The organism is Sphingorhabdus sp. (assembly GCF_041737645.1).
GTDB lineage: Bacteria > Pseudomonadota > Alphaproteobacteria > Sphingomonadales > Sphingomonadaceae > Sphingorhabdus_B.
The window spans coordinates 25,508-37,854 of the sequence record NZ_JBGSRI010000070.1 but is presented as its reverse complement, the minus strand read 5'-3'; the positions used below and the strand labels follow the sequence as shown (position 1 = coordinate 37,854).

The 12,347-nt window shown below is 54.7% G+C and carries 11 protein-coding genes and 2 tRNA genes; 6 read left to right on the top strand and 7 right to left on the bottom strand.

What is annotated here, in order from left to right; genetic code table 11:
• Window positions 1-24 precede the first annotated feature (24 nt).
• Window positions 25-963, top strand: coding sequence for a hemolysin family protein (locus ACEW72_RS13470; protein WP_373476904.1), 939 nt, complete (start codon window positions 25-27; stop codon window positions 961-963).
• A gap of 231 nt (window positions 964-1,194) precedes the next feature.
• Here the strand turns inward: ACEW72_RS13470 and ACEW72_RS13465 are convergent, their stop codons facing one another.
• Window positions 1,195-2,922, bottom strand: coding sequence for a flavin-containing monooxygenase (locus tag ACEW72_RS13465; RefSeq protein WP_373476903.1), 1,728 nt, complete (start codon window positions 2,920-2,922; stop codon window positions 1,195-1,197).
• A gap of 208 nt (window positions 2,923-3,130) precedes the next feature.
• The gene (locus ACEW72_RS13460) at window positions 3,131-3,802 is read right to left on the bottom strand and encodes an MOSC domain-containing protein (protein ID WP_373476902.1); all 672 of its coding nucleotides are present in this window, start codon (window positions 3,800-3,802) and stop codon (window positions 3,131-3,133) included.
• A gap of 82 nt (window positions 3,803-3,884) precedes the next feature.
• Between ACEW72_RS13460 and ACEW72_RS13455 the strand changes: the two genes are divergently transcribed.
• From ACEW72_RS13455 to ACEW72_RS13440, 4 genes are all read left to right on the top strand, one after another.
• On the top strand, window positions 3,885-5,048 hold the full coding sequence (locus tag ACEW72_RS13455) for a glycosyltransferase family 4 protein (RefSeq protein ID WP_373476901.1): 1,164 nt from the start codon (window positions 3,885-3,887) through the stop codon (window positions 5,046-5,048).
• On the top strand, window positions 5,048-6,355 hold the full coding sequence (locus ACEW72_RS13450; RefSeq protein ID WP_373476900.1) for a replication-associated recombination protein A: 1,308 nt from the start codon (window positions 5,048-5,050) through the stop codon (window positions 6,353-6,355). Before ACEW72_RS13455 ends, ACEW72_RS13450 begins: the two co-directional genes overlap by 1 nt.
• Window positions 6,356-6,411: 56 nt before the next feature.
• The gene (locus tag ACEW72_RS13445; protein WP_373476899.1) at window positions 6,412-7,266 is read left to right on the top strand and encodes a hypothetical protein; all 855 of its coding nucleotides are present in this window, start codon (window positions 6,412-6,414) and stop codon (window positions 7,264-7,266) included.
• Between the two features lie 21 nt (window positions 7,267-7,287).
• Window positions 7,288-7,363: transfer RNA gene (locus ACEW72_RS13440), tRNA-Thr, on the top strand.
• 9 nt (window positions 7,364-7,372) lie between these two features.
• Here the strand turns inward: ACEW72_RS13440 and ACEW72_RS13435 are convergent.
• Window positions 7,373-7,513 carry a DUF2256 domain-containing protein gene (locus ACEW72_RS13435; RefSeq protein WP_373476898.1) on the bottom strand — a complete coding sequence of 47 codons (141 nt, stop codon included), beginning with the start codon at window positions 7,511-7,513 and terminating at the stop codon, window positions 7,373-7,375.
• A 228-nt stretch (window positions 7,514-7,741) separates the two neighbouring features.
• On the opposite strand from ACEW72_RS13435, the gene ACEW72_RS13430 reads away from it, so the two are divergent.
• Window positions 7,742-10,282, top strand: a complete 2,541-nt coding sequence (locus ACEW72_RS13430; RefSeq protein ID WP_373476897.1) for a TonB-dependent receptor — start codon at window positions 7,742-7,744, stop codon at window positions 10,280-10,282.
• A 186-nt stretch (window positions 10,283-10,468) separates the two neighbouring features.
• Here ACEW72_RS13430 and ACEW72_RS13425 read toward each other — a convergent pair.
• The 4 genes from ACEW72_RS13425 to ACEW72_RS13410 all read right to left on the bottom strand — a co-directional run bounded on the left by ACEW72_RS13425 (window position 10,469) and on the right by ACEW72_RS13410 (window position 12,331).
• Window positions 10,469-10,543, bottom strand: a tRNA-Phe gene (locus ACEW72_RS13425).
• A 67-nt stretch (window positions 10,544-10,610) separates the two neighbouring features.
• Window positions 10,611-10,790 (bottom strand): DNA gyrase inhibitor YacG, encoded by a 180-nt coding sequence (locus tag ACEW72_RS13420; RefSeq protein ID WP_373476896.1) that lies wholly within the window; start codon window positions 10,788-10,790, stop codon window positions 10,611-10,613.
• A complete protein-coding gene (locus ACEW72_RS13415; RefSeq protein ID WP_373476895.1) occupies window positions 10,774-11,763 on the bottom strand; it encodes a ribonuclease E/G in 990 nt (329 codons plus the stop codon). Before ACEW72_RS13415 ends, ACEW72_RS13420 begins: the two co-directional genes overlap by 17 nt.
• Window positions 11,756-12,331 carry a nucleoside triphosphate pyrophosphatase gene (locus tag ACEW72_RS13410; RefSeq protein ID WP_373476954.1) on the bottom strand — a complete coding sequence of 192 codons (576 nt, stop codon included), beginning with the start codon at window positions 12,329-12,331 and terminating at the stop codon, window positions 11,756-11,758. Before ACEW72_RS13410 ends, ACEW72_RS13415 begins: the two co-directional genes overlap by 8 nt.
• Window positions 12,332-12,347: the final 16 nt, after the last annotated feature.

Sequence of the window (12,347 nt, the reverse complement as noted above, 5' to 3'; positions counted from 1 at the left end):
AATAAGAGGTACCGATTTTCCCCAATGTCAGAGGGTGACAGTTTTAGCGGTATAAAGACCGCAACCGACGATGATAGCGACGGACGAATATGGCAGCGGCTGAAGACGATGTTCTTTGGTCGCAATCACGAACCGACCTTACGCGAGCAGCTTGAAGAAGCGATCGCCGAACATGAAGAAGATGACGAGGAAAGCCGCCAGTCCGATCAGGACGGCGACCTGACCGCAGTAGAGCGCACGATGCTGCGCAACCTGCTCCATTTCAGCGAGCATCGCGTCGACGACGTCATGGTCCCTCGGAGCGACATTGTCGCCATCGATGAAAGCGCGAGCTTTGCTCATTGCGTCGCCTCGTTCGCCGAACACGGCCACAGCCGCCTGCCCGTCTACCGCGACACGCTCGACGCAATCACCGGCATGATCCACATCAAGGATATTTTCGCAGTGCTGGCCGAGGGTCAGGAAACTCCTGACAGCCTTGAAGCCTTCATTCGCCAGCCACGCTTCGTGCCGCAAAATATGAGCGTTCTGGCATTGCTTGATGAAATGCGCCGGACACGAACCCACCTTGCAATTGTACTGGACGAATATTCAGGCACCGAAGGCCTTGTCACCATCGAGGATCTGGTCGAGGAAATCGTCGGCGAGATCGAGGACGAACATGACGAAGAACCCGAGGCTCTGTTCGCGCAAATAAGCCCCGAAATGTGGGAAGCCGACGCGCGCGCCGAACTCGATGACTTGGCGGAAGCCATCGACCCTAAACTGGCGCTGATTGACGAAGATGTCGATACTTTAGGCGGGCTGGCGTTCGTGATTGCCGGGCAAGTGCCGAATGTCGGCCAGATGCTGCTCCACGAAACCAGCGGGTGGCGGTTGGAGATACTCGAAGCGGACGAGAAGCGGGTGACGAAGATCAGGCTGTTCGCGCCGGTGCCGGATCCTGAGGAAGTGGGGGAATAAGCGTTCGGAGTTGAGTGGCTGCTTACGACAACGTTGCGGACATTTACCCTGCGAACTCTGATCGATAGCTTGGGGGCCGATTGCCGACTGGCTACTTTTGGCCGAAGCGACACCTAAAGCCGACATTCGAAAAGTGACCCAACAGCTAGCGTTTGCGAGCCGGCCTACACCTGCATCGTCATAAAAATCGAAGATTCAAGCCATGCGGCGCGGGCGACAGACTGATCTGCGTCAAGCCGGCATAAACCCGGCTGCTGTCAGGCGTTCGACGATGATCGGCATCAGCTTTGCCGGAATGTCGGGCATTGGCGGGTGACTGGAGAACTCCCGGGAATCGCTCAGTATCGTTTCGCCCGCGCGGATGGTAAAGCCTTCATAACCCTTGGCTGCGACCTGATTGCAGATGTCGGTATAGGTGTTGAGCCCACCGGCATAGGGCATAAACATCCGAGGCTTGCCTGGGACGTTCGCACCCATGTACCAGCTGTTGGCGGTGGGCAGCAGCGTCGGGGTGACGGCTTCTGCGACATGGCGGCACCACGCCGCTTCCGCCTCGGGGGTTGCCTCGATGCTGGCCATCTGGCGGTCAGCCAGCCACGACAGGCAGTCGGCGATCCATTCGACGTGCTGTTCGATAGAATTGATCATGTTAGTCAGCACCGAAGGGCTGCCCGGCCCGGTGATGGTGAACATGTTCGGGAAGCCCGCGACCGTCAGCCCGAGATAGGTCCGCGGCCCCTCGGCCCAATGGTCTTGGATTCGGCGGCCGCCGACGCCACGGATGTCGATACGGTCGATGGCACCGGTCATCGCATCGAAACCCGTGGCAAGCACCATGGCATCGAAATCATGCTGGCGGGCGGTGGTGGCAATGCCGCCCGTGTTGAAAGTAACAATCGGTGCAGCGTGCAGATCGACCAGTTCGACATTGTCGCGGTTGAAGGTGGCAAAGTAGCCGGTATCGACACAGGGGCGCTTGGTCCCGAAATAATGCTGTTTCGGCGTTAACAGATCGGCGACTTTGGGATCGGCAACTTGTTCGCGGATCTTTTCGGCGATGAAATCTTGGATGATGCGGTTAGCGGCCGGGTCGATCGCCGTGTCGCCAAAGGCGCCAAGCAGGCGGAAGCCTCCCCAGGCCCAGCGACGATCAAGTTCCGCCCTTATGTCTTCGGGGCTCGATTCGGTCGCCAGCACGTCCGTGCGGGCCTCGTTCTGGAAACCACCGACGGTGTCGCGCGACGCGGCGCGGTAGCCGCGGGGATCCCGCTCCCATGCCTCCAAGTCGGCAGGCGGAATCGGGCCATTGTGCGCCGGCACCGAATAATTGGGCGTTCGCTGAAATACCGTCAGCTGCGCAGCCTGCGCGGCAATAACCGGGATTGACTGGATGGCCGACGACCCGGTGCCGATGATCCCGACACGCTGGCCGGTGAAATCAGTGCCTTCGTGCGGCCAGCGCGACGTGCGGTAGATCGAACCCTTGAAATCCTCGATGCCCGGAAAACTGACTTCGGTCGGGATCGACAGGCAGCCAGTGGCAAGGATGAAGTATCGGCAGTCATAGCCATCGCCGGTGTCGGTCGCGATGCGCCAGCGCTGCGCCGCCTCATCCCAGGTCGCTGCCGCAATCCGCGTGTCGAGGCGAATGTCGCGCCGCAGGTCAAAATGATCGGCGATATGGTCGGCATAGGCCAAAAGTTCGGGTTGCGGCGCATAACGTTCCGACCAGCGCCATTCCCGTTGCAGCCCCTCGTCGAAACCGAAACTATATTCCAGACTTTGAATATCGACTCGCGCGCCCGGATAACGGTTCCAGAACCAGGTCCCGCCAACGCCACTGCCCGCCTCGACGACCTGCCCCGAAATCCCCGCCTGACGCAGCTTGTGGAGCATGTACATGCCGGCAAAGCCTGCGCCGACGATCAGCACATCGGTGGTGGTGGCGGCGCTGGCCATGACGATGATCCCCTTGCGATTTTCGGAAGACTAACACGTTTACCGGCACGGCGCACCCATTGAGAATCGCAAGGCCACCAAAGCATCGCACCGTGACCTCAACGCCGAACATCCTAAGTCCCGCGTCGAGCAGACCATTGAGCAAGCGCGGATGCGAACGTCTGATTCCCAACCAATACTTGCCATTCGCAATTCCGAGGACACACTACTATTTACCCACCAGCTTCGCCGCCCTGCTACGCCAGCTTTCGGCGAGCGTTTCAAGTTCCGCCAGCGCCGTTAACTCCGCGTTTGCACCCTCCCCCCGATGGCCGCCGCCGATCAGCAGTTTGAACACCCGTGCTATCGTCCAATCATGGCCAGCCTGTTTGACCTGCTCGATCCGGTCCCCCGGCGCCACCTCGCCGTCCTCAATCACGCGGAAGTAACCGCCACAGCGGCCGGTTTTGATAACCGCGCCCGTCAAGCCATGCACGCCAAAATGATGGTCGATTTTCCAGCAAGGCTGCCGTCCTTGCGAGACCTCGACCAGTGCCTCGCCGATACGGAAACGGTCGCCGATGCGCAATTTATCCTCGGTCAGGCCCGATGCGCTGATATTCTCACCAAAGGCTCCGGCGGCATCAAGCAGCGGATGCGATATGTCTTCTCCTGCAAAATGCGCTATCCATTTTGGATAATGTTCCGCTGGATAGAAATGCACCGCTTTGTCAACGCCCCCATGCACCGTTGGATCTCCAACCTCATCCCCATCAAAACCTAATCGATAAAGCTTAACGGGGCGATCAACGGGAGCCCGGGCCATAGCGCTTTTGACACCATCATGACGGAACGGTTTCGGTCCACCAATCAACAATGTATCAATTCGAGTAAGGATCATGGTCGGTGAATAGCTAATCCTGCACCGCTTCAGCAAGTTCAATATATTGGCATTCTGCCGCACCCTGTCTAAAAGCGTGCCGATGCAAACCAGCGATCTTCGCATTGCCCTGTTCAGCGGCAATTATAATTATGTGCGGGACGGCGCAAATCAGGCGTTAAACCGGCTTGTCGGATATTTATTACGACAGGGCGCATCTGTTCGCGTCTATTCCCCGACCATCGACAAACCGGCATTTCCGCCCACCGGCGAATTGGTCAGCGTGCCTTCTATGGCGATTCCCAACCGCCCAGAATACCGCATTCCGTTATCGTTATCGCGCAAAGTAAAACAAGATCTTGAATCTTTCAGCCCGAATGTGATCCATATTTCGAGCCCGGACCGCGTCGCAAGGCAAGCAGCACATTGGGCCAGAAAGAGAAACCTGCCGGTTCTTTGTTCGGTCCATACGCGGTTTGAAACCTATTTCCGATACTATAATTTATCGTTCGTCGAGCCATTGGTCGAAGCATGGCTCCGGCGTCTTTATCGCAAATGTGACGCATTGGTCGCACCTTCCGAGAGTTTCGCCCAAGTCTTGCGCGAACAGCGTATGAACTATGACATCGACATCTGGTCGCGCGGGGTGGATCGCGAAATTTTCAACCCGCAACGCCGGGATATGGATTGGCGCCGGTTGCAAGGGTTGGCGGATGAAATTCCCGTCATCGGATTTCTTGGTCGGCTCGTCATGGAAAAGGGACTTGATGTCTTCTCCGATGCAATTGACCAGCTACGCCGACGTGAAGTTTCGCATCAGGTGATGGTTATCGGTGAAGGCCCTGCCCGCAGCTGGTTCGAAAGTCGGTTGCCACATGCACGCTTTGTTGGTTTCCAAGGCGGGAATGATCTTGGCCGGGCGGTAGCCAGTATGGATTTGCTCTTCAACCCCAGCATTACCGAAACATTTGGCAATGTCACGTTGGAGGCAATGGCGTGCGGCTTACCCGTCGTCGCAGCCAAAGCTACAGGCAGCCAGAGCCTGGTTGAAGACAAGGTTTCAGGACGATTGATAACGCCCGGCGCGATCAACCAGTTCGCCGACGTGCTGCAAAATTATTGCACCCAGTCAGACTTGCGTCATCAACATGGCCATGCAGGGGAAATGCGCTCGCTTAATTATAGCTGGGATGCGATCAATCAGACGGTTGCCGATACCTATATCCGCCTGATCCGTCAGCGTGCTGCCCGAACGATGGCCACCTGATGTCGGATTTGTTCGGCGTACCTGAATTGTCAAAAACAGGGCCTAGTTATGGCCCACTTGCTGACCGGCTGCGGCCTGCAAAACTTTCGGAAATTATCGGCCAGGAACATTTGACGGGTCCGGAAGGTGCAATCGGGCGAATGGTGGCGGCGGGCAAGTTATCGTCGATGATCCTTTGGGGGCCACCGGGGACTGGAAAAACAAGTATAGCCCGGTTGCTCGCCGATGCCGTCGATATGCACTATAAAGCGATTTCGGCCGTGTTTTCCGGTGTCGCTGATCTTAAAAAGGCTTTCGCAGAAGCTGAAACTATCGCGCGAACAGGTAAGAAGACGTTGCTGTTTGTGGACGAGATACATCGTTTTAACCGCGCCCAGCAGGATGGCTTTCTTCCTTTTGTCGAAAGTGGCGTGGTCACGCTGGTCGGCGCAACCACCGAAAACCCGTCTTTTGAATTAAACGCTGCTTTGCTGTCGCGTTCTCAGGTGATGATATTGCACCGCCTTGATGAAACTGCGCTCGACACGTTGCTAACACGCGCGGAAGAACTTGAGCAGCGCGTACTTCCGGTAACGCAAGACGCGCGGACCGCCTTAGTAACTAGTGCAGACGGCGACGGGAGGTTTTTGCTTAATCAAGCCGAAACATTGTTTTCCATCGCCATAGAAACGCCGCTTGACCCGTCCGCAATGGCCGCATTGCTGCAACGGCGGATGCCTGTTTATGATAAAGACCGCGAAGGGCATTATAACCTCATTTCTGCGCTGCATAAAAGCTTGCGCGGATCGGATCCGCAGGCTGCTCTATACTGGATGGCGCGAATGCTGGTTGCGGGTGAAGAACCGCTCTATGTACTGCGCCGACTTGTCCGTTTCGCCAGCGAAGACATTGGTCTTGCCGACCCACAAGCCTTGGTTCAGTGCCTGGCGGCCAAAACTGCCTATGAGTTTCTCGGCAGTCCGGAAGGCGAGCTCGCGATTGTCCAAGCCTGCTTGTATTTAGCCACGGCGCCTAAATCCAACGCAGCCTATAAAGCCCAGAAATCAGCATGGAAATTGGCGCGGGAAAGTGGCTCGCTTATGCCTCCGGCACATATTCTAAATGCACCGACAAAATTGATGAAGGATATCGGTTATGGCAAAGGATATGCTTATGACCATGATGCCGATGATGGATTTTCAGGTGCGAATTACTGGCCCGATGAATTGGCACCTGCCAGGCTATATCAACCCGTTGATCGCGGGTTTGAACATAAGATCGCAGAGCGCCTGCTCCATTGGGACAAGCTGCGGAACAATCGTGGATAAATGACCGTGCCGCAATTTCGTCACGCAATTAAATCCGACCGAAATCGCACCGCATTGTGAATCGAAAATTCTCCTGTTTTGCCTGCGTGGATTGGTCAGGCGCAAAAGGCAATCGTCATAAGGGAATAGCACTTGCCGTATGCGAAAAGGGGAATTCAGCACCAGAATTGATCGTGCCGAATGAAGGCATATGGTCACGGCAAGGGGTAGCCGACTGGTTGTTGGCGCAGCAAGATGATCTGCTAATTGGTTTCGATTTCAGCTTTGCGCCGCCATTCATCGAACGTGGCAGTTACCTGCCCGGCGACGATGTGCCTGACACAGCGCGTGCGTTTTGGGCCTATGTCGATGCCCATTGCGAGGATGAAGATCTGGGTGCAGCATCCCTGTTGGAACATCGCCACCGCCGTCATTTTTATTTCGGTGCTGCGGACGGACGGAAAGCGGATTTCATGCATTCGCGCCGATGTGAAGCGCACTATAACGCCCAAGGCGGAGGCAAGCCTTCAACAATTTATGATGCAATCGGTGCCGCGCAGGTGGCTAAAGCCAGCTTTGCCGGAATGCGTTTGCTGCACCACGTCGGAAAAAAATTACCGGTCTGGCCCTTTGATCAACTTGCCAGGTCCGGCCCCCAGATTGTTGAGATTTACACACAAATTGCTGCCCGGGCGTCAGGAATTCGAAAAGGCAGAAGCAAAATCCGCGATGGTTTTGCACTCGATGCCGCGCTCTCCAGTATGGGCTCATTGCCTCACAACCCGCTGGACCAATATACCGACCATGCAACCGACGCTATTTTAACCGCCGCTTGGCTCCGAAATATCGCAGAAAATCCAACATTCTGGACGCCGCCAGAATTAAATTTGGAAATTGCCCCAACAGAGGGCTGGACCTTTGGCGTAATTTAGCGCTATGGGCGCGAATAACGTGCCGGCTTAGCTCAGTTGGTAGAGCACCTGATTTGTAATCAGGGGGTCACGAGTTCGAACCTTGTAGCCGGCACCATTTCATGTCCTATCTACTTCTTCTGCATCGGTCAGAACAATAGAGGACATTATCCCAATCTTTCGCCCATTTTTTTCGCCAAGCAAACGGCTTTTCGCAAGCCATGCAAATTTTGGACGGAAGATCCGACTTTTTAACCATTTTCGGCATAATATACATCCGTTCACAAATTGCGGATCAGGGGCACCGTAACATTTTTATCGCACATTTTAGTATATTTACGCTTTGCAAACTATCCAATTGCTGCGCCGCATTTGTGGCGTTATTGAATCTGCAAAGGTTCTTGGGGGGTCAATGGCCGGCCGGGAAGCGATAAAATAATTATTTCCCCATGAAAAGCCGGAATACCGGCACAGAAGATACAACAGGAGAGAGTTTATGAAATTGGCAAATCGGTTGATGAAAGCATCCATGCTATCGACTATTAGCATCGCCTCACTTGGCATGGGATCCATCGCATACGCACAAGACGCGACACCGCAATCAGAAGAAGCGGCTGTAGACGAAAACGTCATCATCGTTACCGCGACGAAGCGCGAACAAACGTTGCAGGAAATTCCGATTTCGGTTTCGGTTACTTCAGGGGCGACCCTTGAACAGGCTCAAATCCGTGACATTCTTGATCTGAAAACGGTGGTGCCTTCATTGCGCGTCAGCCAATTGCAGAACTCATCATCGTCAACATTCATTATCCGTGGCTTCGGCAACGGCGACAACAACTTCGGGATCGAACCTTCGGTTGGCGTTTTTATTGATGGAGTTTTCCGTTCGCGCTCTGCTTCGTCTTTGAACGATCTTGCGAATGTGCAGCGTATTGAAGTCCTGAACGGACCGCAATCAACCCTTTTCGGCAAGAACGCTTCTGCTGGCGTGATTTCGGTCATTACCCGTGCGCCACAATATGATTTTGGCGGCAGCGTCGAAGCAACCTACGGCAACTTCAATGCCCTCACCGTAAAAGGTGATGTAACCGGCCCAATCAGTGAAAATATCGCATTTTCAGTTGATGCCAGCTACAACCGCCGTGATGGTTACGGAACCATCGTTAACTTGAACGAAGAGATTTCGGATCGTAACCGCTGGACTGCACGCGGCCAATTGCTGATTGAGCCAACCGAAAGCCTCAAGATCCGCGCCATAGTGGATTATTCGCAGATTGATGAAATCTGCTGCGTAGTCAGCACCTTGGTAGCTGGACCAACCGCACCGGCTGTGTTTGGAGTGGGCGGCGCATTGAGCACCGATTTCTTCAGCTACGACACTTTCCTTAACCGCGCACCCGTCAACGAGGTAGACAATTACGGCGGCTCGGTTCAGGTCGATTGGGAATCCGGTCCGATTTCGGTCACTTCGATCAGCTCCTATCGCGAACTGAAAAACTTCGTCAATCAGGATGTCGACTTCACCAGTGCCGATATCGTTAGCGAAATTCGCGACCAGCAGGTCGAAACCCTTACCCAAGAGTTCCGGATTGCGTCAGATTTCGACGGCCCGATCAACTTCTTGCTTGGCGCTTTCTATTTTGACGAATCCGTTACACAAGATAGCTCGCTTACTGTTGGAGCGGGTGCACGTCCTTTCTTCTCATTGCTGGCCGGCAATCCTGCCGTATTCAATGGTGTCGAAGCGGCGCTTGGCCTTGCACAAAATTCGATTTTCTCACCCGGTTTGCTAACGACGGAAGCCTACACATTGGATAACACCTCGTGGTCGGTTTTCGGGACGGTTGATTTTGAACCGCTCGATGGCCTTGTCTTCACCGGTGGCTTCAACTTCACCAAAGACAAAAAAGATTTCGCTCTCAGCCAAACGTCATTCGATGAGTTGGGCCAGATCAATCTCGTTGATGCCTTTATCGGACTTGCAACAGCCGGTACCGTCACGACGCGTGCCCAGTTTTTGGCGCTCCCCGCCCCAAACCAGGCTGCATTGGCTGCTCTAGCTACATCAGCCGCCAACCCCTTCCTCGGCTTGGCCGCATTTCAGTTCCAGCCACCGTTCCTCAACATTCCAAATGCTGTTGAAGATGGCCGGACCCGCGACGATGATTTGAGCTACACCCTCCGTGTGGCTTATGATGTGTCGGACAATATCAATGCATATTTCAGCTACGCCACTGGCTTCAAAGCCAGCTCGGTAAACCTGTCGCGTGATAGCCGCCCGTCATCAACCGACTTCATTCGCGGCACCCGCGGATCGAACTTCCTTGCACCATCATCGGCAATTCTTGACGCCGGTTTAGCTGTACCAAATCTGACCACTGGCTCGCGCTTCGCTGGACCAGAGGACGCCGAAGTTTTCGAAATCGGTTTGAAGGCACAGTTCCCAGGTGTGAGTGTCAACCTCGCTTTGTTCGACCAGTCGCTGAAGGGCTTCCAAAGCTTTTTGTTCACCGGCACCGGTTTCGGCCTGAGCAATGCGGAAGAGCAGTCGGTCCGTGGTTTCGAATTGGATGCGAAGATCAATCCAGCTCAAGGTCTCGCATTTACGTTCGCGATGACGTATCTTGATCCCTTGTTCGACAGCTTTACCTCTGGACCAACTGGCGATTTGAGTGGCGAACGGCCTGCTGGTATTCCTGAATTCAGCATCGCGACCTCGGCAACTTACACCCATGAATTCGGTGGAAGCGGCAACCGCCTCATTACCCGCGTTGATTTCAACCATGAAAGCAATACGCCGATCAACAACGGCTTGCCCACATTTGGCGCGAACAACTTCCAACGTGAAGTTAATCTTGTGAATGCTTCGTCCACCTTTGCGCTGAGCAATGGACTGGAATTGGGTCTGTGGGCACGTAACTTGCTCGATGATAAATACATCCTGACCGTATTTGATGGCGTTGCACAAAGTGGAACGGTATCGGGATATCCAAGCCCGCCACGTACTTATGGTGCGGTGGCCCGCTTCAAATTCTAAACAACCCAAAGGGTTTGAGAACGAGCCGGGGCAGCATCGCTGCTCCGGCTTTTTCTTTGAGAATAAGTGGGGCAGTCTTCTCCCCATATTTGAGAGAGAAGATAGAGGAGGTTGAGCCGCCAATTCTCGCGCCCTCCGCTTGTGCAGGAGATGGGATCTGTTCGTAATGAGCGTAAGGAGAGAAAATGGTGCCCGAGGGCGGATTTGAACCACCGACACGCGGATTTTCAATCCGCTGCTCTACCCCTGAGCTACTCGGGCTACACGGCAAAAACCGTGTGGGAGCGCAGCCTATAGAGAGGCGATATACCCCTTGGCAAGCGCAAAATCAGTCTTGGTCATACCCTTCTATGCTATCTGCATAATCGGCAGGTGGGCCAGCCACGCGATATCCTTCATCGAGCCATTTCAGCAAATCGCGATCCTTGCAGCCTTGGCTGCAAAATGGCCTGAAATCGGCGCTTTGCGGCATCTGGCATAGAGGGCATTTATTAGCTTTGCGCGACATGCACATGTCCATAGCCGTTAATATTTTCATCGGCAACGACAGTCATCGCAGCCCCGATCAGCCTCTCGCACTGCACTTGCAACGCATTCCATCTGGACGATTGCATAAGATTTGCGACATCTCTGTTTGTTGTCACGATGCGTGGTCCAAACCCGGTTGATGCCACGACGTTGCGATACAGCCAGAGCGCTTTGGTTTCATCCGATAGAGCCGCGATACGTGTGCCGAACAGCGTATCGAGCACAGATGGTCTGGGCCGACTGCGGACCACCTGCATCATTCCGAACCCGTTGACAGCACTTCGTTCAAAGGCCCGTCCGTCCGCTTGTGACGCGGAATCGAATATTTCGGCAATTTCCTGCCTTTTCGATTTGGAATCGACCGCAACGAAATCAATTATGGCCATCCCGCCGATCTGAAATAGCCTAAGCAATCGCGCTATTTCGGTTGCTGCAACAATGTTGATGGCAAATGCGTCGCCGATCCCGTCGACATCAAATACGACACCGGCTTTTGTACGCTGAAAATGGATAGTGACATCCCCGACTTGGGATGATCCCGCAACCGCGCAATCAAACGCGTCGGAAAAAGATTTTGCAGCCGGCGCCATGTCGATCAATCGATGCAGCCTCTGATTCCACAGATATTCCCTGTCGACAGGATCAACCGACAATTCGATCAGGCTGGCTTCGGCGGGCTTAACCCGACCCGGCTCTGAAATGCTTTCCCGTGTGATCATATATCCGATTTCGGCGCCGTCGGGTTTGTCTATCTTGCCACGGATCAGCAGCTCAGTGCCATCTTCTGCGATAATATAAGATCCAGCAGGCGATTTGCGATCGATCCTGCCGGTTCCGGTCTGTCCCAGAACGGTGTGCAAGTCACGCTGGATATGGATTTCTACTATTTCGCCATCCACGACCAAAGCAGCACGGCGTTCCCCCGGCGCATTGTCGATCCAAAGCTCAGTCAACCGGATATCCCGCCGAGCGTAGCAACGCCCGCGTTTCGTATAATGGCAAACCGACTACGCCCGAATGGCTTCCTGCCATCCAGTCGATCAAGGCCTCCGCCCTGCCCTGAATTGCATAGCCGCCCGCTTTACCAAGGCCTTCGCCGCAACTGATATAGCTCTCTATTTCATCGTCACCAAGACGCTTGAAACGCACGATACTGTCGCAAATACGGCTACGCATCCGGCCTTGGGCATCGATGACGGCCACGGCGCTCAACACATGATGCCGCCTGCCACTTAACAGTTCCAAAAAGCCGCGTTGCATTTCCGGATTTTTGGCCTGCTGCAAAATACGTCGTCCGACCGCGACCGTCGTATCACCCGCGATGACAATTTCACCACTCCCCCGCGCAACGGCGACCGCCTTTTCTTCCGCCATCCGTAGCGCATAAACGCGCGGAGGCTCGGCCTTGCGGGGACGCTCGTCAATATCGGGCGAAGCAATACGGTCGGGTACAACGCCAAGACGTGCCAACAAGTCCCGCCGACGAGGGCTGGAGGAAGCCAAAACAAGTTTAGGGTCCAGACCCAAGGTCTGCGCC

Excerpts from the sequence above, each read along its gene's own strand:
- ACEW72_RS13420 (WP_373476896.1), bottom strand. The coding sequence starts at position 10,790 with ATGTCGCGCAAAGCTAATAAATGCCCTCTATGCCAGATGCCGCAAAGC.
- ACEW72_RS13465 (WP_373476903.1), bottom strand. The coding sequence starts at position 2,922 with ATGGCCAGCGCCGCCACCACCACCGATGTGCTGATCGTCGGCGCAGGC.
- ACEW72_RS13470 (WP_373476904.1), top strand. The coding sequence starts at position 25 with ATGTCAGAGGGTGACAGTTTTAGCGGTATAAAGACCGCAACCGACGAT.
- ACEW72_RS13455 (WP_373476901.1), top strand. The coding sequence starts at position 3,885 with ATGCAAACCAGCGATCTTCGCATTGCCCTGTTCAGCGGCAATTATAAT.
- ACEW72_RS13435 (WP_373476898.1), bottom strand. The coding sequence starts at position 7,513 with ATGCCGAAAATGGTTAAAAAGTCGGATCTTCCGTCCAAAATTTGCATG.
- ACEW72_RS13450 (WP_373476900.1), top strand. The coding sequence starts at position 5,048 with ATGTCGGATTTGTTCGGCGTACCTGAATTGTCAAAAACAGGGCCTAGT.
- ACEW72_RS13460 (WP_373476902.1), bottom strand. The coding sequence starts at position 3,802 with ATGATCCTTACTCGAATTGATACATTGTTGATTGGTGGACCGAAACCG.
- ACEW72_RS13430 (WP_373476897.1), top strand. The coding sequence starts at position 7,742 with ATGAAATTGGCAAATCGGTTGATGAAAGCATCCATGCTATCGACTATT.